Origin of the sequence: Peribacillus sp. B-H-3 (assembly GCF_048572925.1) — a bacterium.
Lineage (GTDB): Bacteria > Bacillota > Bacilli > Bacillales > DSM-1321 > Peribacillus.
This window is the reverse complement of record NZ_CP183879.1, coordinates 2,683,160-2,699,886: the sequence shown is the minus strand read 5'-3', so window position 1 is coordinate 2,699,886 and position 16,727 is coordinate 2,683,160. Positions and strand designations below refer to the sequence as shown.

Here is a 16,727-nt window from a genome sequence, read left to right as displayed (position 1 = left end):
AGGCCCCTTTTCATAATTAAAATCATTCAAAGAAATCTGGATTTCGCGCTAAGTATCCTTCCCATGCCTGGATTGTGCCCTGATCAAGTTCATCCCTTGATGCACGCAAACGGGCTTTTGACCCCCCATAACCGATTTCTCGGATGCCATTTTCAAGATCTGAAAATATGCTGTCAGCAAAATCATCGAGCGGGGCACCAAAAGTGTGCAATCCTGCACCACCAAGATCTGTATTGACTGCAGGAGGGAATATTTCAACCACTTCTATATTGGTCTTTTCCAGCTGCAGCCTTAAGGAGATCGTAAAAGAGTGGATGGCGGCTTTGGTTGCACTGTATACAGGCACCCAGACACCCGGTGTCATGGCAAGTCCTGAAGAAACATTGATAATTGCAGCATGATCATGTTTGGCAAAATGAGAGGTGAACAGCATGCTAAGATGGATTGGAGCATCTACATTAATAGATATTTCATTGCGGTAGTAATTCCAGTCTTGCTGCAAATTCAATAAATTTACCCTTTGCTGAATACCTGCATTATTAACAAGAACGTTAAGACCTGGAAACTCGCTTACTGCCCAGTTGAAAAGCTCAATTCTTTGATTTTCTTCAGAAACATCGCAAACCCTTGTATGAAGTGCTGGAAATTTCTTTTTTGCCTCTTTTAATTTTGCTTCCCGTCTGCCCGCAATAATAACTGTACTTCCTGCTTTTAAGAAACGTTCAGCAAATGCCAGCCCAATACCAGATGCTCCCCCGGTTATAAGTACCGTATGTCCGGATAGTTTCAATTTATTTTCCTCCTCATAATACAATTTATTCTAAGAATATTACTCGATAATTCCAGCAGATTCCATTAATTAGACTCAGGCAAACAGGGAGAAATTATCCTATGCAATTTTCTTGCATTAACAAAATAGTGTTATGGATTTGAATAGTTCTTTAAAAATTCCGAATAAGATAAAAACCATTGTGGTTTTGCACAGTGTGTAATAATATATAATCATTCCAAAAAAATTATCCTTGTATAATATCAGTTGTAATGGTCTGATAGTTTCTACCTGGCAGCCGTAAAATGCCGGACTACAAGGAAGTATGCATAATAAAGCATCTCCTCTTTTTTCCTGTTATTTTCTAACACTAACAGGAAGAATAAGCTGGACGGAGCTCTTATTTTTTCATGCTTTCTGTCTATTTTTACGGCAAAAAGGTGAAAATATAAGGGCTTTTTCTATGGAAAACTTACTTCAGGAGTGTGCTGACATGCTATTTTTCTTAAACTTGCTGGGAATTTTCACAGTAATCGGCATCGTTTTTCTGCTTTCGCCAAATAAGAAAAACGTAAAGTGGAAATCAATCGGAATACTATTAGCTGCCGAACTGATTATTACATGGTTTATGCTGGACACCAAAATAGGGACAAAAACCATAAATTATATTGCTTCATTCTTTACGTGGCTTATTTCTTGTGCCAATGCAGGTATATCTTTCGCTTTTCCATCAATTATGGCAAATGATACAGTAGATTTCTTTTTCAGCGCTTTGATGCCCATTATTTTTATTATCACTTTTTTTGATATTTTATCTTACTTTGGAATTATGGGCTGGATTATTAATAAAGTCGGGTGGGTTATTTCAAAAATATCCGGGCTTCCTAAACTTGAAAGTTTTTTTTCCATTCAAATGATGTTTCTTGGAAACACGGAAGCTCTGGCTGTAATCCGCCAGCAGCTGGTAGTATTAAAAGAGAACCGAATGCTTACCTTTGGCATTATGAGCATGAGCAGCATCTCCGGATCCATTATTGGAGCTTATTTGACCATGGTGCCTCCGCAGTATGTTTTTGCTGCCATTCCATTAAATTGTTTCAATGCATTATTGCTTGCAAGCATGCTGAATCCACAGGAAGTGAGCAGGGAAGAAGATATAGTGTACATTCCGCCTAAATCGGAGAGAAAGGATTTCTTTTCAACCATTTCTAATAGCATGCTTGTAGGTATGAAAATGGTTATCGTCATTTTGGCCATGGTGATTGGATATGTAGCTCTTACAACCTGTTTAAATGGCATATTGGGATTTTTCGTCGATGGATTAACCATCCAGAAGATTTTCTCTATTATTTTCAGTCCGTTTGCCTTCCTTCTTGGGCTTAACAAAAATGATGCCATGTATGTTGCACAGCTAATGGGCATCAAGATTTCTACCAACGAATTTGTGGCGATGATGGACTTGAAAAAGCATATTAAGGATTTGCCGCCTCATACCATTGCAGCTGCGACAACATTTCTAACTTCTTTTGCCAATTTCAGTACAGTCGGAATGATTTATGGCACTTTCAATTCAATTCTTGGTGAAGATAAATCCTCTATTATCGGCAAGAATGTCTGGAAGCTGCTTGTCAGCGGCATGGCAGTGTCCTTATTAAGTGCTATGCTTGTCGGTCTTTTTATTTGGTAACAAACAATTAAGCCTTCCTTCTTAAATAGAGGGAAGGTTTTTGCTGTGCATTTTTTAAAGATTTCTTTAACCTTTTTGCTCTGTTACTATATGGTATATTTAGAAATTGTTGAATCCTCTTGAACCTCCTGCGGACGGGTGCCTTTTGCTGAGCAACTAAGATTAACTGATTAATGCTTTTAAAAATACGTTTTAGCCGTTTATATGATTACATCTCACCAGACCGGGAATAATTCCTGTAGAAATCTCAAGGGGCTGATGAAATGATTGATCTGGGTAAGAATCATGATTCAAGAAAAAATGGTGAATTAATATCAGAATTATTTGGCACTCAATTGAACGCCGAAAAGGCCGTTCAAGAAACAAATAAGCTTTTTCACAAACACAAAAACATGGAAACCAGGATTTCAAAGCTCTCCTTCATGGATAAAGCGAAAGGCCTGCTCGCTAAATTAACCGGTTTTAGCCACAGGGGAAATGACACTGAAATGAACGAAGGCTTATTTCCTAAATGGAAAAATATATTGGACAAGGAGTATGATACATTGCTTATTTCGATAAAAAAGGAAGTCAATGTGCTTGATTATGGTGCAGTCGGCGATGGAGTGACAGATTGCACCATGGCTTTTAAGAAGGCACTTGGCACAGGGAGAGTGAAGGTAATCATCCCAAAAGGAACTTTTATAACAAAAGGAATAAAATTGCCTTCCTGGACCATTCTTACAGGGCAGGGCGAAGGAGAAACCGTCATTAAGCTTCATGACCGGTCACCAAGGGGCAATAGGCTAATCACGAACAAAAATCACACCAAAGGAAATCGCAATATACTTGTGGAAAATATGACATTGAATTGGAATGCAGAGAGGCTTCCTCCTAATAAAAAGACGAGTTCAGGAAACAACCGGTCAAGCTGTCTTACATTTGCCAATGTTACATACGGATGGGCAAGAAACATCAAAGCTGTCAATCCTGGCTTACATTGCTTTGATGTTTCTTCAACAAAATATACTTATATTGGGGACGGAACCAAAAGTCCTGGAAGAAGCCGGTATATTTGGATTGATCATGTTCATGGCTATGGTTTCGGTGATGACGGAATCACAACCCATCATAGCGATAACATATTGATAACGAATTCACATATGTGCGATCCCAGCGGAAGAGCGCACCAAAAGGGATTTTCCAATTCGAATGGAATTGAAGTGGATGACGGTTCAACAAATGTTTGGCTTATGAATAATTCGACAGCACGGTGTTTTGGTGGAGTAGAAGTCAAAGCGCACCATAATGCTTCGGCGGCTGCAAATGTCACCATTATTGGCCATCTTTCTTTAAACGATAATAGATCCTACAATTTCCGGCATATTGGGCACCATAAAGAAACGGATCCTGAATCCAAAACTGCCTTTAATATTAGAGCAACCTTAATCGTGTCACTTGCACCGGTCTTCACTGAATTATATAAAGACTCAAGTCCAAGAGGCATGGTTATTTCCGCATATAAAAATGTAGCCGTTAATAATTTTTTGTTAATCGGCAATCCTGATTACGATTATAAACAGCAGCCAGTCATCGCTATCCAATACAGGGCACGTAATGTAGTGCTCAGCAATATTACGGTCAGAGGCTTTAATAAGGCCTCAAGTGCTATCAAGGTATTTGGGGGCGCCCAGAAAGCCGACCATGTTACGATCGGGCAGGTATGCTATGACCGGCAAGGCTCAAAACCCGTTGTCTTTGACAAAGACATTGAAAATATCAGCATAAATGATATTAAACCTAAGGATGAAAAAGAATTATGAAGGCCTGAGTTTTTTCTGGCTGCACAGCTAATTAATCGGCAACATCACCTAATAAAAGTTATCAGGCCATTCCTTAAAACACTGCTGTTTCCATTTATTGCAGAGTATTTCCCGTTGCATCAAAGCAAATCATAACAGTAATAGGAGGTGAATATTATGCCAAATCGCAATCAGCTTTTAGTTTCAGGTGCAGAACAAGCACTAGAGCAAATGAAATACGAAATCGCTTCTGAGTTTGGAGTACAGCTTGGGGCAGAACAAACATCAAGGGCTAATGGATCAGTCGGAGGCGAGATTACAAAACGTCTTGTAATGACTGCTCAGCAGCAGCTTTCTGGATTTTCTTCCACACGCTAATCTAAATAAATAATTATGGAATTGACTGCCTGCACTAGCAGGCAGTCTTCAGGTGCTTTCACCTCTTAACCTCATGTATTGTGAATTTAAAAAGCCTATTAAAAGGCTTGACGCAATTAATAGGCTTTTACTGATTCAGTTATCGATTAATAGCCGGATCCTCCAAACATGCAAGTGCATCCGATGATGATTAACAAGATAAACAATACTACGATGAGAGCAAATCCGCTACCCATTCCACCATATCCATCTGCCATATTATCCACCCCTTTGCGTAAATTCTTGGTGTCACCCAATTTATCTTATGCACAACAATCACGGAGGACAGGGCTTTTACCAAAGTACTTGCCTATTTTGGCAACATAAAAAGCGCAACATAACTTCTGCGCTCTTTTTTGAAGATGAACGGGCATTTCCCGCTCTACTTTTCCGTATTTCGGTTCAACTATGAACGATTCTGAAGACTCAAAGTTGAGCAATGGCTTGGAAAACTGGGGCACTTACATAGTATGCGTAGTTGTCCGAATTGGTCACCGGCTGCACTCAATGGAGTTCTGCATACAATGCATTAACGCCTGTGAAGCTTTGTAATAAGCAGCCTGAGAGCTATCGCTCCCGGATGGCTTTTTTCTTTTGCGCAATTTTTCGTACAAGCTGGGCTAACGTCCGTTTCACTTAATAACAACCGACAATAGGATATAACAAGCCGTAGTTTGTCCATTACGGCAATTCTATAAGAGGGGGATTACTATATGCCAGACTTGATGCGACACATGGGCCGCGAGGTTATTGTGAGGGATCGTGATGGTAGAGAGCATCGTGGGATAATGGAAGCCGTTGACCCACCACGGGGAGTATTTATTCGTACCGGGTTCAGGAGACGCTTTTTTCCTTTCTTTTTTATAGCTGCCGTTTTTTCATTCCGTAGAAGACGCATATTTTAGGAAAAATAGTTTCGTATAAAACAGTGGCATCGATTAAGTCGGATATATTCCGGCTTGTTTTTTTGTGAATTAAAAAAGCCTATTAAACGCAATTAATAGGCTTTTACTGATTCAGTTATCGGTTAATAGCCGGATCCTCCAAACATGCAAGTACATCCGATGATGATTAACAAGATAAACAATACTACGATTAGAGCAAATCCACTACCCATTCCACCATATCCTCCACCATATCCATCTGCCATATTATCCACCCCTTTGCGTAAATTCTTGGTGTCGCTCAATTTATCCTATGTACAAGCAATCACGACGGACAGGGCTTTTAATAAGGTTTTTGTCCATTTTTGCAACAAAAAAAGCGCAGGTGTTATGCTGCGCTTTTTAAAGGAGTTAATGTCTGGATCGGAGTCGTTATGGATTGTTTCGGCTTACTTTAACTTTTGCCGTAATATCGAAACGGACAAGGTCATCTGCCTTAAAAATTAAACGACTACCCTTCCGGAGAGTAGTTGCACATACTTACAAACACGAGGTAGTATATATGTATGCAAAAATAGTGGCGTTTGTACTGCGTCAAAATTATACATGCAAGGGCTTTCGAAAGTAGGTGGGAACATCATAGAGAGTAAACAGGACTGACGCTATCTGGTGAAGTTTTCGTTAATCTGACATCCGCCCTGCTCTCCTAAAGACTTTTCCCCGGCATATAAAAGGTTAGCAGAAAATGAAAAAAGGGCGCAAAGTCAAGACGACTAACCGACCCTGGAAACCCACAGTAAAAGTCGGTTCGCTATAGTTACAAAAGGACTCTTTTGTATTGAGAATGTTAGAACCCTACATAAAAGAAAAACTTTAACCGGAACTTATTTTGATTCCCTGTTGGTGTGATTTAGCTGCTTACAGCTAAATCAAAGGAAAAGAGGGGTATTAATGATTTATCAAATCAATAATAAAATTGCCTATAAATCCATAGAACCATTGTTAAAATTCACTGGAACAAATCCTGTTATACAAGGTGTAATGGAAGGCAGCAATCCCGGCAGAATTTATGTGGACGATCTCAGAAAACCGGAAGCGGCTTTGGTTTGGGCTATAAACGAAATGTTTTTCTTGATAGGAGAAGCAAATATACCGCATTTTAACAATTATTTAAAACATCTTTTCTTAAATGAAATCAAACCCGAGGCAATGGAAATAAGAGAAGAGATGATTAATCTTGAAACCTATCCTCATGAACAGTGGGAATGTGCTGTCATGGAGATTTTTAGCAAAAAAATAGGAATCGGCCAAAGAGTGCCTTTCTTATTTGATGAAGCTGCTTTCAGGAAGCAGCCACCAATTGAAATACCTGATGGATATAAGATTAAAACTATAAACAGAGATGTGCTTTTGGAAGATAAGGACCATGTGATTTTTCGGGAAATCTCAAAATTTTGGCCTTCAGCAACTGATTTTTTTTCACAAGGCATTGGTGTTTGTTCTATTAAGGATCAAAGTGTAGTTGGAACATGCATTTCGGCGTTTGCAAGCCGGCAGGATCATGAAATTGGCATTAATACTTCAGCTGCACACCGCAGCAAAGGACTGGGAAAAGCAATGGCGAAAGAATTTATCAGTATATGCCTAAAAAGGGGCATCATTCCGCATTGGACAACCGAGGATTTCCGGAAAGATTCAATAGCCATAGCCAAGAGAGCCGGCTTCACTCAGCTGCCAAGCTATCCTGTTTACTTTCTTCCCTCTAATGAATTGCTTTAGCTACTAATAGTATTAACCTTGGATAATGTGTGAAAAGGGGGCTTGAGTTGTGCAAACAAAGTTGATATTGACAGAAGGACTTCCCGGTTCTGGCAAAACAACTACTGCAGAAGCGATTTTCAGGCTTTTGAAGGAAGACAGCAAAGCAGCAGAATTATTTTTGGAAGGAGATCTTAATCATCCTGCCGACTATGAGAGTACCGCATTTCTATCCTTTGAGGAATATACTGCTTTCACGTCAGCTTATACGCCCTACCAGCATATGATCGCGAGATTTTCTGAAAAGCTGGAATGCGGGTACTTGATTTCTTATGCAAAGTTAACAAAAGAGTCTGCCATTCACATTCCCGATGAACTTATTTCTGTACTTTATAAGTATGATATTTATGAACTACCGCTTGATTTGCATATAGAATTAATGAAGAACAAGTGGAAAAACTTCACCGAAAATGCCCTCAGAGAAAATAGTGTGTATGTTTTTGAATGCTGTTTCATCCAAAACCCGTTAACTATCTGTATGGTAAAACATGATGCACACAGAAAAACAATACTTCGATATATTCAGGAGTTGGCGGAAATTATTGAACCCCTGCGGCCCGCAATAATATATGTGGAACAGCGTGATATTGACCTTTCTTTCAGAAAAGCTATAAAAGAGAGGCCATTTTCTTGGAATGAGAATTTCATCGATTATTATACTAAACAGGGCTATGGAAAAACCCATGGCTTATCAGGGATCTCAGGCACCATACAGGTTCTTCAGGAAAGGAAGAAACTCGAAGAATATCTGCTGCAGCGGCTGAAAATAAAAAGCGTGACCCTTAACAATTCATCTTTTAATCTGTCTTCACATACAGCGGCGCTTCATGATGCACTTCAGTTACTTATCGACTAACTGCTGCACCAGGAAGATTCGAATTTTGCGGGCTCCAGTATAATCACAATGTTTTTTAACCTGAAGTGTTATAACGTTTCAATGCGAGCGCCTATTTAGTCTAAGGTGCTTTTCTTTTTTGTTTTTTTATACAGGGAAATGTATCATTTGCTTCCAAAGATGACGCCAAAAATAAAGTAGAATGACGTACTTTAGCATATATTCAATGCAAAAAAGTAATGAGCACATTCAAACGTTTATTGAAAGCTAAAGCGTGCTAATTAATACATATAAACATAAAAGGAAGCATAAAAAATTGGCCAACATCAGCGAAGATAAAGTAGAAGACAAGCTCCAGAATATAGACGATCATAAAAAGGATGATATTTTATCAAGCTTTCAAGTCTTCAAGGATTATTTGGGAGAGAAGGTTTCAAAGGGAGAAAAATTAGGTCTTAATGAAGAGCAATTAGCTAAAACCGCTGAGAAAATTGCTGACTATTTGGCGAAACATGAAGAACAGAGAAACGGAGAAAAAAATGCTTCAGGAGCTTTGGAAACAGGAGACAAAGACGAACAGCATAAACTCGCCCATTTCCTTGTCAAATTAGTCGGTTAATAAATAACCAATGTTTGCTGCCATATTAATGTAAATATACAGAAGTATATCAAATAACTTAAAAAGGGAGGTTATAATGAAAACTTTGGCGGGGGACTAAACTGGCTCTTGGTCGGCCTATTCCAATTTGACCTCGTAGCTTCCATCTTTTGGGGACAGGATGCAGCAATATCCAGGGGTGTTTATATAATTGTTGGATTTTGCGCTATCTATTCACTAAAGTTCATTCCATTATTAAACAACCGCTACAGCAATAGAGATGTATAATAAAAAGTGAGTGACAATAGTAAGACTGCAAGCCTATCAGCTCATTATAAAGCTGATAGGCTTCTCATTGTTATCCTTCCAGGGCCATCGCTTGTAAGTTATCTTAATATCATGTATGATTTTTATAGAAACTATATTGCTGCAGGATTTTCTGCAGTAATATAAGTATATTAAAAATTTTGCTTCTTAAATTAAATAAGTATGCGTGTTTTGGGGGAGTCTGTCACTGCAGGCTCCTTTTTGCTGTTTTTTCATATTTATTATAGTTTTGGAAGCATGATTTGAAAGGGTGAAAGTTTTGTCTCAACAAGCAATTTTAGCAATCGGAATCTTCTTAGTTACTTACGGATTTATCATTACCGAAAAAATCCACCGCACGATTATCAGCATGATAGGCGGGGCAGCTGTCATTTTATTCGGGGTAGTGAACCAGGAAACAGCACTTCACCATATCGATTTCAATACACTAGGCTTACTGATTGGCATGATGGTTCTTGTTTCCATTACAGCAGAAACAGGTGTGTTTAAATACATTGCCATCTTCTCAGCAAAGAAAGTGAAAGGCAAGCCATTGTCCATTTTGGTTTCATTATCTTTGCTGACTGCAATCGGTTCAGCATTCCTTGATAATGTTACTACTGTTCTGCTTATGGTTCCAGTCACTTTAAGCATTACAAAACAGCTCAAAATAAATCCAATGCCATATCTGTTATCTGAAATTTTAATGGCCAATATCGGCGGAACGGCCACCATGATAGGAGACCCTCCGAATATTATGATAGGCAGTGCAGTTCAATCTCTTTCTTTCATGGATTTCATCTATAATCTGGCACCTGTCATTTTAATTATCACTATCATTACTCTGCTCATTCTTATCATGATTTACCGAAAAGACTTGAAAGTATCAGATGAGATTCGGGGTAGCATTATGAATCTGGATGAAAAAGAAGAAATTACTGATAAAGTGTTAATGATCAAGTCACTGACAGTTATCGGGTTAACCATTCTTGGATTCTTTCTTCACCAGCTTCTTACAGTGGAATCTGCCACGATAGCTTTGGCAGGTGCATTTATTCTACTGCTGATTGCCGGGGAAAAGCATCTGGAACAATCTCTATCAAAAGTTGAGTGGCCATCCATTTTCTTTTTCATAGGTCTTTTTGTATTAGTATCCGGACTTATTGAAACAGGTGTAATAGAAAAGCTTTCTGCCTATGCCATCAGCCTAACCGGCGGCAATGTTACATCAAGTTCCATTCTGATACTCTGGCTGAGCGCCATTGCATCTGCTTTTGTTGATAATATTCCTTTTGTAGCAACAATGATTCCTCTGATTGAATCCATGGGAAAAATGGGTATTCATAATTTAGAGCCGCTATGGTGGAGCTTATCTTTAGGTGCATGCCTGGGAGGCAACGGAACGCTGATTGGAGCAAGTGCCAATTTAATTGTAGCAGGGCTTGCAGAAAAGGAAGGCTATAAAATTTCATTTGTGAAGTTTATGCTCATAGGTCTGCCGATCATGCTCGTTACAATTACAGTCAGCATGGTATATATATATGTACGATATCTGATCTGAGGGGTGAATGTGATGTTGAATTATAGCGTGAATGAAAATCTGATTCTTTTGGAAGAAAGAAGGGGTGAAGAGGATTATGAATTCTTGATCAGCACAGTTGATGAAAAAGCACATAATACACTAATGGAACTCCGCTCTTTTTTTGAAGGTGATGATGTTTTCAGCGACGTTCTTTTTTATTCTTTAAAGAATAAGAAAATACAAGTCATCGTACGCAGGGATCTTTATGTATCTTTCATCCTCGGTTTGTTTAAATGGAAACTCTTAAAAAGGGTAAATTGGTCCCTGTAAAACCGCTGAAAAACCTTTAAATTTTTATTTGAAGGTTTTTCAGTGCTGTATTCAAAGTCTTTTGGTGAGAAAATACAGGAACCAGACAGCATGGTTCTGCTCATCTCTTGCTGCTCTTAAAAATTGCTCTCTTATATAGGGAGTTTGGGCTTTTTCAGCTATCTCATTATAAAAATCCACCGTATTTTGTTCATCCTCTATTGCAAATTCCAATCCCTTTTTATAGCTGACAGGGCATGCTTCCAGTATTTTGGGTTCTGGCCTTTTCCCTGTCAGCTGTGTATATATGGAGGAAAAGATATTCAAGTGCCTTTTTTCGTCTTTGCGGATTTCCAGGATACGATTTCTTTGTTTTTCAGAAGATGCATTTTTGGCAATCTGCCTATAGCAAGCAATGGCAGAGTATTCCCCATTTATCGCTTGCATAAGGTCATTTATCAGCTGGGCATCCTGTGTGGCCCTATCAAACATATCCGACTCGTAATACACCATGCAATCACCTGCTTTTTTGTATTCCATGCATGATATGAAAAAAGGGCTATTATTGTGATAAACATCCAAAAATATAATGAGGCTCACTTATGGCTAAGAAATGCATACAGCCAATTTTCACCCTATATAATATTTATTGATATAATTAGAGTGAATAGACAATCAGGGCTGTTCATTGAATGGCTAATTTGCAGCTATTACATAGAGGAGGAAATTTTTATGCTAAGTAAACAAATGGTTAAATTCCTGGGCAACGCCCAGAATTCTTCCCAGGGACAGGTACAGTTATTCGAACAAGAAAGGGAATATGTACAAAAACATAATCTGGCTGATGCCAGTGTGCTCGCAGAAGAGAAGGAAAAAAGATTTAAAGAAGCTTATATCGAGCGCTGCAATAAAGAAAGTGAAGAAATGATTGCTGAAGAATCCCCCGCCTTTTTTGAACACCCAATTGCATACTTTAAAGAACATGCTGGTGAATTCATTTATGTTGAATCAAAATGGTTTGAGCTGATTGGCGCTGATGCAGTATCTTTTGAATTAGATGATGTGTTTGGTACATACTCTGTACTTTTAGGTTTAAAATTGCAAAAAAAGTTTGATACATCCATCAGAGATTTTTTACATGCTGAATTAGCAAATAAACAGGATTCCTTTGAATTAATGTTCAGTACTCAGGACGGCTTATGGGATCTCAACTTCGCTTTAAATGATGTTTCCGGCTTTTCTGAAAACATGATCCTCGAAGATGCTTTTAATCTAATATACAGTTTCTTATTCCGGCTTGCTGAATATGCAGAGAAAACAGCCTAAAACATAAACAGTCAGGCAGGGTGAGGAGATAATAATGGCAAGAAAGACAATTGGGATTTTGGCACATGTTGATGCAGGCAAAACCACTTTTGCCGAACAGCTTTTATATCATACAAAAGTTATCAAACATAGAGGACGGGTCGATCATAAAGATGCTTTTCTTGATCATCATGATATAGAAAAGGAACGGGGAATCACTGTTTTCTCCAATCAGGCTGAAATGCGCTATAAAGACTCCTTGATCCAATTAATTGATACTCCAGGCCATGTGGACTTTTCTCCAGAAATGGAGAGGTCTATCATGGCCATGGACTTCGCTGTGATCATACTCAGCGCAGTTGAAGGGGTTGAAAGCCACACAGAAACAGTTTGGAATCTCTTAAGGAAACACCATATTCCTTCATTCTTTTTCATTAACAAAACTGACCGGATCGGTTCCGATGAAGGAAAAGTGCGTGAAGAAATTTCACTTGCGATTACCCAGGATGCAGTAAATATAAGGGGTTTATGCCATACAGGAGAGATGAATGAGGACTTGATTGAATTTCTGGCAGAAAGAGACGAAAATCTGCTGAAGACATACCTCACAGATGGCTATGATAGGGTAATGTGGATGAGTGCTATGAAGGAAATGATAAGACAAAACCGCATTTTCCCATGTTCATCCGGCTCCGCCCTGCAGGATGAGGGAATCCTTCCATTCCTGGATACCCTGGATTTATTAACAGAAACAGATTACAGCAATGAAGGCTTATTCTCCGGCAGAGTCTATAAAGTGCAACACGATAAAAATGGGACTAAAATTGCCTATATAAAAGCACTGACCGGAACATTATCTGTAAGAGATGAAATTTGCTATGGTCAAGGGGAAAACCGTACCTGTGAAAAGATAACACAAATCAGAAAATATAAGGGCAATACTTATATGGCAGCTGACAAAGCAGAGTCAGGGGAACTATTTGCCGTTTCCGGACTCACTAAAATTGTCCCGGGCGATGGGCTCGGCACCTTAAGTGAATCTAAAAATCTCAGTTTGGATTCTCCTTTGAAATCTAAGGCGGCATTCGACCCAGCTACCCCTGTAAGGGATGTTTTAGCATGCTTTACCATTCTAAATGACGAGATCCTTCCTTGAATGTAGCCTGGGAAGAAACAAGTCAGGAGATTACAGTCCAGGTAATGGGCAAAATTCAGCTTGAAGTGCTTGAGGAGCTGGTAAGAGAAAGGTTTAATATAGAAGTTTCTTTTAAAGAACCTGAGATCATTTATAAAGAAACTATTGGAACAGCGGTAAATGGTTTCGGGCATTTTGAACCGCTTAAGCATTATGCCGAGGTGCATATAAAGCTTGAACCCGGGCAAAACGGAAGCGGCATCACGTTTAGGAATGTCTGCTCTAATGATGATTTGCCTCCAGGATATCAAAACCTGGTAAAACAGCATCTGCTGGAAAAAAAGCACCATGGAATTTTAACAGGATCTGAATTAACCGATATCAAAATCACACTGCTTACTGGAAGGGCACATATTAAACATACAAGCGGGGGGGACTTCAGGCAAGCGGCTTACAGAGCATTGAGGCAAGGTCTAGAAAAAGCTGAAAATATTTTGCTGGAGCCATACTATCATTTTAAGATCACTGTGGATATTAATCATATGGGCAGAGTGCTCTCTGATATCCAGGCTGCTTTTGGTTTATTTACTACGCCGGAGCTCATCCAGAGTAAAGCTTTGATTACCGGAAAAGCGCCTGTTGCAACATTCATGGATTATAGTACATCACTTTCCTCTTTTACCAAAGGAAAGGGGACGATCGGCTTGGTTTTTGGAGGGTATCAGCCCTGTCACGATGAAAAGGAAGCCGTCAAAAAAATCGGCTATAGGAAGGACCGGGACCCTAAGTATACATCTTCATCCATTTTTTGTGCAAAAGGGCAGGGTTATTCTGTAACTTGGCAAGAAGCCGAACATTTGATGCATATATCAAATTAACACTGGGAATGGCGATATGCCATTCCCAGTTTTTTTTAGATGCTGGACAATTATATCAATTGTATTGAAGTTTCAATTGCTGATTCCCGTTGCATCTTTTTTTGACCCCAGCCGGAAACACAGATCGCGGGTGCGGATGCCCCCGGCCGCATACAGGTGATGGAATTTGCGGCTGAAATCGGCAGGAATGACTAAATGAGCTAAAATTCAAAGAAATTTATCATAATATATGGAAATATGAAGGTAAATGCAGACCAATGTCGAATTACAAAAAAGGAATTATATTACATTTTGTTAATAATGAGGGATAACATTTGAGAAGAGTTGTAATTACAGGTATAGGTGCAGTTACGCCTTTGGGAAATTCTATTGAAGCAACGTGGCGCTCAGCCCTTGAAGGAAAAACAGGAATCGGGCCTTTACTAAAATTTGACAGCAGCGGATTCACAGCAAAGACAGCTGCAGAAGTTAAGGATTTTCGTATGGAAGATTACATGCTTGTTAATAAAAGGCATAGAATGGACCGGTTTGCACAATATGCGGTGGCTGCCTCCATCATGGCTGTCAGGGATTCGGGGGTTATTGCAGGGAAGCATGCAGAACCCGAGAGGATAGGTGTATATTTCGGTACAGCTGCAGGAGGGCTGGAAAGCTTTGAAGAAACTTATAAATGCATGAATCAAAATGGGATACAGGGGTTATACCCTTTTGCCGCAACGATGGTCATTTCCAATATGGCAGCTAGCCAGGTATCGATTGCAATTGGTGCTAGAGGCTATAATAATACCTCTGTGCTATCCTGTGCTTCCAGTTCAAATGCGATAGGAGAAGCTTTTCGGGTCATACAAAGAGGCGAGGCGGATATCATGATAGCAGGGGGATCAGAAGCATCCATCACACCAATTGGAATCGGAGCATTTTGTGCCATGGGGGCCATTTCTTCAAATCCGGATCCCGCCACATCCTGCCGTCCTTTTGATAAAGACCGCGATGGACTTGTCATGGGTGAAGGATCAGGTGTTTTAGTTCTTGAAACTTTGGAGTCTGCTTTAAAAAGAGAAGCAAAAATATATGGAGAAATAGCGGGATACAGTACCGTTTCGGATGCCTATCATATCACCAGCCCATCACCGGGCGGAGAAGGATGTGTCCGTGCAATGGAACTCGCTCTAGCAGGGTCAGGACTTCACAAAAAGGATATAGACTATATCAACGCCCACGGAACAAGCACCCGTTACAATGACATTGCAGAAACCCAGGCAATAAAAACCTGCTTCCAGGAATTCGCGCATAAAATCCCAATCAGCTCTACAAAGTCAATGACAGGCCATATGATGGGTGCTGCAGGAGCTGTCGAAGCTATTTTTACTCTTTTGACCATCAAAAACAGCACTATACTTCCAACCATTAATTTAGTCACACCTGACCCGGAATGCGATCTGGATTATGTGCCTGCTGCAGCCAGAAAAGCCCCGGTAAAGGCTGCTTTAAGCAATGCACTGGGTTTTGGAGGGCATAATACCGCTTTGATATTCAAAGCATATTAACTAAAAATATCAGAATAGGTGAAATTAATGAATCATATTCAGGCACTGGAGAATTATATCGCTGCAACCAATACACACGTCTTCTCAAATGTTGAAAACCTACTGGCTGAAGGGGCCATCTACTGGTTCACTGACAAAACATGCACAACCAGGGATGAAATAAAAAAATACTTCGAACATGCATGGAATACCATTCAAAATGAGGTCTATGGGGCAAAAAACGTCCGCTGGATTGCCGAAGACAGGCATGTAGCTATTTGCATTTATACTTATACATGGAAAGGCATATATGATAATGCCCCTTCTGCTGGAAGCGGCAGGGCAACAAATGTTTTTGTGAGGAGCTGTGATGGTTCCTGGAAAGTTAAACATGAGCACCTTAGCGGCCTTTCAACCTTGTATAACATATAATCTCCTTAACAATAAAATCCCCCTGGACGATTCCAAGGGGGATTATTAGTTTTACAATTTTGGCGCCTCAGCCAGTGAATGTGCATCATCTTCATCCTTCTGTGCGAAGTCTGTGCCTAACAAAGCCTGATTCTGAACCTTTGAGGCTTCTTCAGTTTCAAAGCTGTCATTCTTTATTTTGCTGCTTTCTGCAGCAGATCCTGTAAATTTCTCAGGCTGTTCTCCTGTTTTCGATTTAATCATTGACTGAACGCTATTTTTCATTTTATCGATTGTTTCAGGGTTAATATAATTTTGAACCCCATTTATTAATTTATCACGGGCGTCCTTGTTTCTTAATAAATAAACGGCGCCTAAAGCAGCCGCACTCATTAGCATGTTCTTTCTCTTCATCATAATTTATTTCCTCCTATAAACGTTTAGTCTTATACATACCCATATGCTGTAACCTTAAACGCCAATCCTTGCTATTGATCTTTTTGTTCAAATCTTCACTCTTAACGGCTGAAAAACCAAGACAATGCA

17 protein-coding genes, 1 pseudogene and 1 riboswitch are annotated in these 16,727 nt (G+C 39.5%); of the genes and pseudogenes, 13 read left to right on the top strand and 5 right to left on the bottom strand.

Translation table 11 applies throughout. From position 1 onward, the window contains the following. Nucleotides 1–22: 22 nt before the first annotated feature. Nucleotides 23–790, bottom strand: coding sequence for an SDR family oxidoreductase (locus tag ACN6MY_RS13430; RefSeq protein ID WP_419880644.1), 768 nt, complete (start codon nt 788–790; stop codon nt 23–25). A 212-nt stretch (nt 791–1,002) separates the two neighbouring features. Beyond that, a riboswitch (purine riboswitch) is annotated at nt 1,003–1,105 on the top strand. A 157-nt stretch (nt 1,106–1,262) separates the two neighbouring features. Between ACN6MY_RS13430 and ACN6MY_RS13425 the strand changes: the two genes are divergently transcribed. The 3 genes from ACN6MY_RS13425 (at nt 1,263) to ACN6MY_RS13415 (ending at nt 4,615) form a co-directional block, all read left to right on the top strand. Then, complete coding sequence (locus tag ACN6MY_RS13425) at nt 1,263–2,456, top strand: NupC/NupG family nucleoside CNT transporter (RefSeq protein WP_419880643.1); 1,194 nt, start codon at nt 1,263–1,265, stop codon at nt 2,454–2,456. Nucleotides 2,457–2,719: 263 nt separating this feature from the next. Next, nucleotides 2,720–4,258: a glycosyl hydrolase family 28-related protein gene (locus ACN6MY_RS13420; protein ID WP_419880642.1), complete on the top strand. Its 1,539-nt coding sequence runs from the start codon at nt 2,720–2,722 to the stop codon at nt 4,256–4,258. 156 nt (nt 4,259–4,414) lie between these two features. Continuing rightward, on the top strand, nt 4,415–4,615 hold the full coding sequence (locus ACN6MY_RS13415) for a small, acid-soluble spore protein, alpha/beta type (protein WP_419880641.1): 201 nt from the start codon (nt 4,415–4,417) through the stop codon (nt 4,613–4,615). Nucleotides 4,616–4,761: 146 nt separating this feature from the next. On the opposite strand, the gene ACN6MY_RS13410 is transcribed toward ACN6MY_RS13415, so the two are convergent. Next, nucleotides 4,762–4,872, bottom strand: coding sequence for a YjcZ family sporulation protein (locus tag ACN6MY_RS13410; protein WP_419880640.1), 111 nt, complete (start codon nt 4,870–4,872; stop codon nt 4,762–4,764). Nucleotides 4,873–5,681: 809 nt separating this feature from the next. Beyond that, nucleotides 5,682–5,804: a YjcZ family sporulation protein gene (locus ACN6MY_RS13405; protein ID WP_419880437.1), complete on the bottom strand. Its 123-nt coding sequence runs from the start codon at nt 5,802–5,804 to the stop codon at nt 5,682–5,684. 685 nt (nt 5,805–6,489) lie between these two features. Here ACN6MY_RS13405 and ACN6MY_RS13400 point away from each other — a divergent pair. The 6 genes from ACN6MY_RS13400 (at nt 6,490) to ACN6MY_RS13375 (ending at nt 10,947) form a co-directional block, all read left to right on the top strand. Further along, complete coding sequence (locus ACN6MY_RS13400; protein WP_419880639.1) at nt 6,490–7,317, top strand: GNAT family N-acetyltransferase; 828 nt, start codon at nt 6,490–6,492, stop codon at nt 7,315–7,317. A gap of 49 nt (nt 7,318–7,366) precedes the next feature. Then, nucleotides 7,367–8,212, top strand: a complete 846-nt coding sequence (locus ACN6MY_RS13395) for a hypothetical protein (RefSeq protein ID WP_419880638.1) — start codon at nt 7,367–7,369, stop codon at nt 8,210–8,212. 295 nt (nt 8,213–8,507) lie between these two features. Next, the gene (locus ACN6MY_RS13390) at nt 8,508–8,810 is read left to right on the top strand and encodes a DUF3243 family protein (RefSeq protein WP_419880637.1); all 303 of its coding nucleotides are present in this window, start codon (nt 8,508–8,510) and stop codon (nt 8,808–8,810) included. A 108-nt stretch (nt 8,811–8,918) separates the two neighbouring features. Continuing rightward, nucleotides 8,919–9,077, top strand: a complete 159-nt coding sequence (locus ACN6MY_RS13385) for a DUF378 domain-containing protein (protein WP_419880636.1) — start codon at nt 8,919–8,921, stop codon at nt 9,075–9,077. Nucleotides 9,078–9,375: 298 nt separating this feature from the next. Then, nucleotides 9,376–10,656: an SLC13 family permease gene (locus ACN6MY_RS13380; protein WP_419880635.1), complete on the top strand. Its 1,281-nt coding sequence runs from the start codon at nt 9,376–9,378 to the stop codon at nt 10,654–10,656. Between the two features lie 12 nt (nt 10,657–10,668). Beyond that, entirely contained in the window at nt 10,669–10,947 is a 279-nt protein-coding gene (locus tag ACN6MY_RS13375) for a hypothetical protein (RefSeq protein WP_419880634.1), read from the top strand. A 51-nt stretch (nt 10,948–10,998) separates the two neighbouring features. Here the strand turns inward: ACN6MY_RS13375 and ACN6MY_RS13370 are convergent, their stop codons facing one another. After that, nucleotides 10,999–11,439, bottom strand: a complete 441-nt coding sequence (locus ACN6MY_RS13370) for a ferritin-like domain-containing protein (RefSeq protein ID WP_419880633.1) — start codon at nt 11,437–11,439, stop codon at nt 10,999–11,001. A gap of 219 nt (nt 11,440–11,658) precedes the next feature. On the opposite strand from ACN6MY_RS13370, the gene ACN6MY_RS13365 reads away from it, so the two are divergent. From ACN6MY_RS13365 to ACN6MY_RS13350, 4 genes and pseudogenes are all read left to right on the top strand, one after another. Then, on the top strand, nt 11,659–12,252 hold the full coding sequence (locus ACN6MY_RS13365) for a branched-chain amino acid aminotransferase (protein WP_419880632.1): 594 nt from the start codon (nt 11,659–11,661) through the stop codon (nt 12,250–12,252). 34 nt (nt 12,253–12,286) lie between these two features. After that, a pseudogene (locus ACN6MY_RS13360) lies at nt 12,287–14,244 on the top strand (GTP-binding protein). Nucleotides 14,245–14,558: 314 nt separating this feature from the next. Further along, nucleotides 14,559–15,791, top strand: coding sequence for a beta-ketoacyl-ACP synthase II (fabF, locus tag ACN6MY_RS13355; RefSeq protein WP_419880631.1), 1,233 nt, complete (start codon nt 14,559–14,561; stop codon nt 15,789–15,791). A gap of 27 nt (nt 15,792–15,818) precedes the next feature. After that, complete coding sequence (locus ACN6MY_RS13350) at nt 15,819–16,202, top strand: YybH family protein (protein WP_419880630.1); 384 nt, start codon at nt 15,819–15,821, stop codon at nt 16,200–16,202. 51 nt (nt 16,203–16,253) lie between these two features. On the opposite strand, the gene ACN6MY_RS13345 is transcribed toward ACN6MY_RS13350, so the two are convergent. Continuing rightward, nucleotides 16,254–16,598: a hypothetical protein gene (locus ACN6MY_RS13345; protein WP_419880629.1), complete on the bottom strand. Its 345-nt coding sequence runs from the start codon at nt 16,596–16,598 to the stop codon at nt 16,254–16,256. Between the last annotated feature and the right edge of the window lie 129 nt (nt 16,599–16,727).

Excerpts from the sequence above, each read along its gene's own strand:
- ACN6MY_RS13350 (WP_419880630.1), top strand. The coding sequence starts at position 15,819 with ATGAATCATATTCAGGCACTGGAGAATTATATCGCTGCAACCAATACA.
- ACN6MY_RS13405 (WP_419880437.1), bottom strand. The coding sequence starts at position 5,804 with ATGGCAGATGGATATGGTGGAGGATATGGTGGAATGGGTAGTGGATTT.
- ACN6MY_RS13410 (WP_419880640.1), bottom strand. The coding sequence starts at position 4,872 with ATGGCAGATGGATATGGTGGAATGGGTAGCGGATTTGCTCTCATCGTA.
- ACN6MY_RS13425 (WP_419880643.1), top strand. The coding sequence starts at position 1,263 with ATGCTATTTTTCTTAAACTTGCTGGGAATTTTCACAGTAATCGGCATC.
- ACN6MY_RS13345 (WP_419880629.1), bottom strand. The coding sequence starts at position 16,598 with ATGATGAAGAGAAAGAACATGCTAATGAGTGCGGCTGCTTTAGGCGCC.
- ACN6MY_RS13400 (WP_419880639.1), top strand. The coding sequence starts at position 6,490 with ATGATTTATCAAATCAATAATAAAATTGCCTATAAATCCATAGAACCA.
- ACN6MY_RS13375 (WP_419880634.1), top strand. The coding sequence starts at position 10,669 with ATGTTGAATTATAGCGTGAATGAAAATCTGATTCTTTTGGAAGAAAGA.
- ACN6MY_RS13365 (WP_419880632.1), top strand. The coding sequence starts at position 11,659 with ATGCTAAGTAAACAAATGGTTAAATTCCTGGGCAACGCCCAGAATTCT.
- ACN6MY_RS13420 (WP_419880642.1), top strand. The coding sequence starts at position 2,720 with ATGATTGATCTGGGTAAGAATCATGATTCAAGAAAAAATGGTGAATTA.
- ACN6MY_RS13370 (WP_419880633.1), bottom strand. The coding sequence starts at position 11,439 with ATGGTGTATTACGAGTCGGATATGTTTGATAGGGCCACACAGGATGCC.
- ACN6MY_RS13415 (WP_419880641.1), top strand. The coding sequence starts at position 4,415 with ATGCCAAATCGCAATCAGCTTTTAGTTTCAGGTGCAGAACAAGCACTA.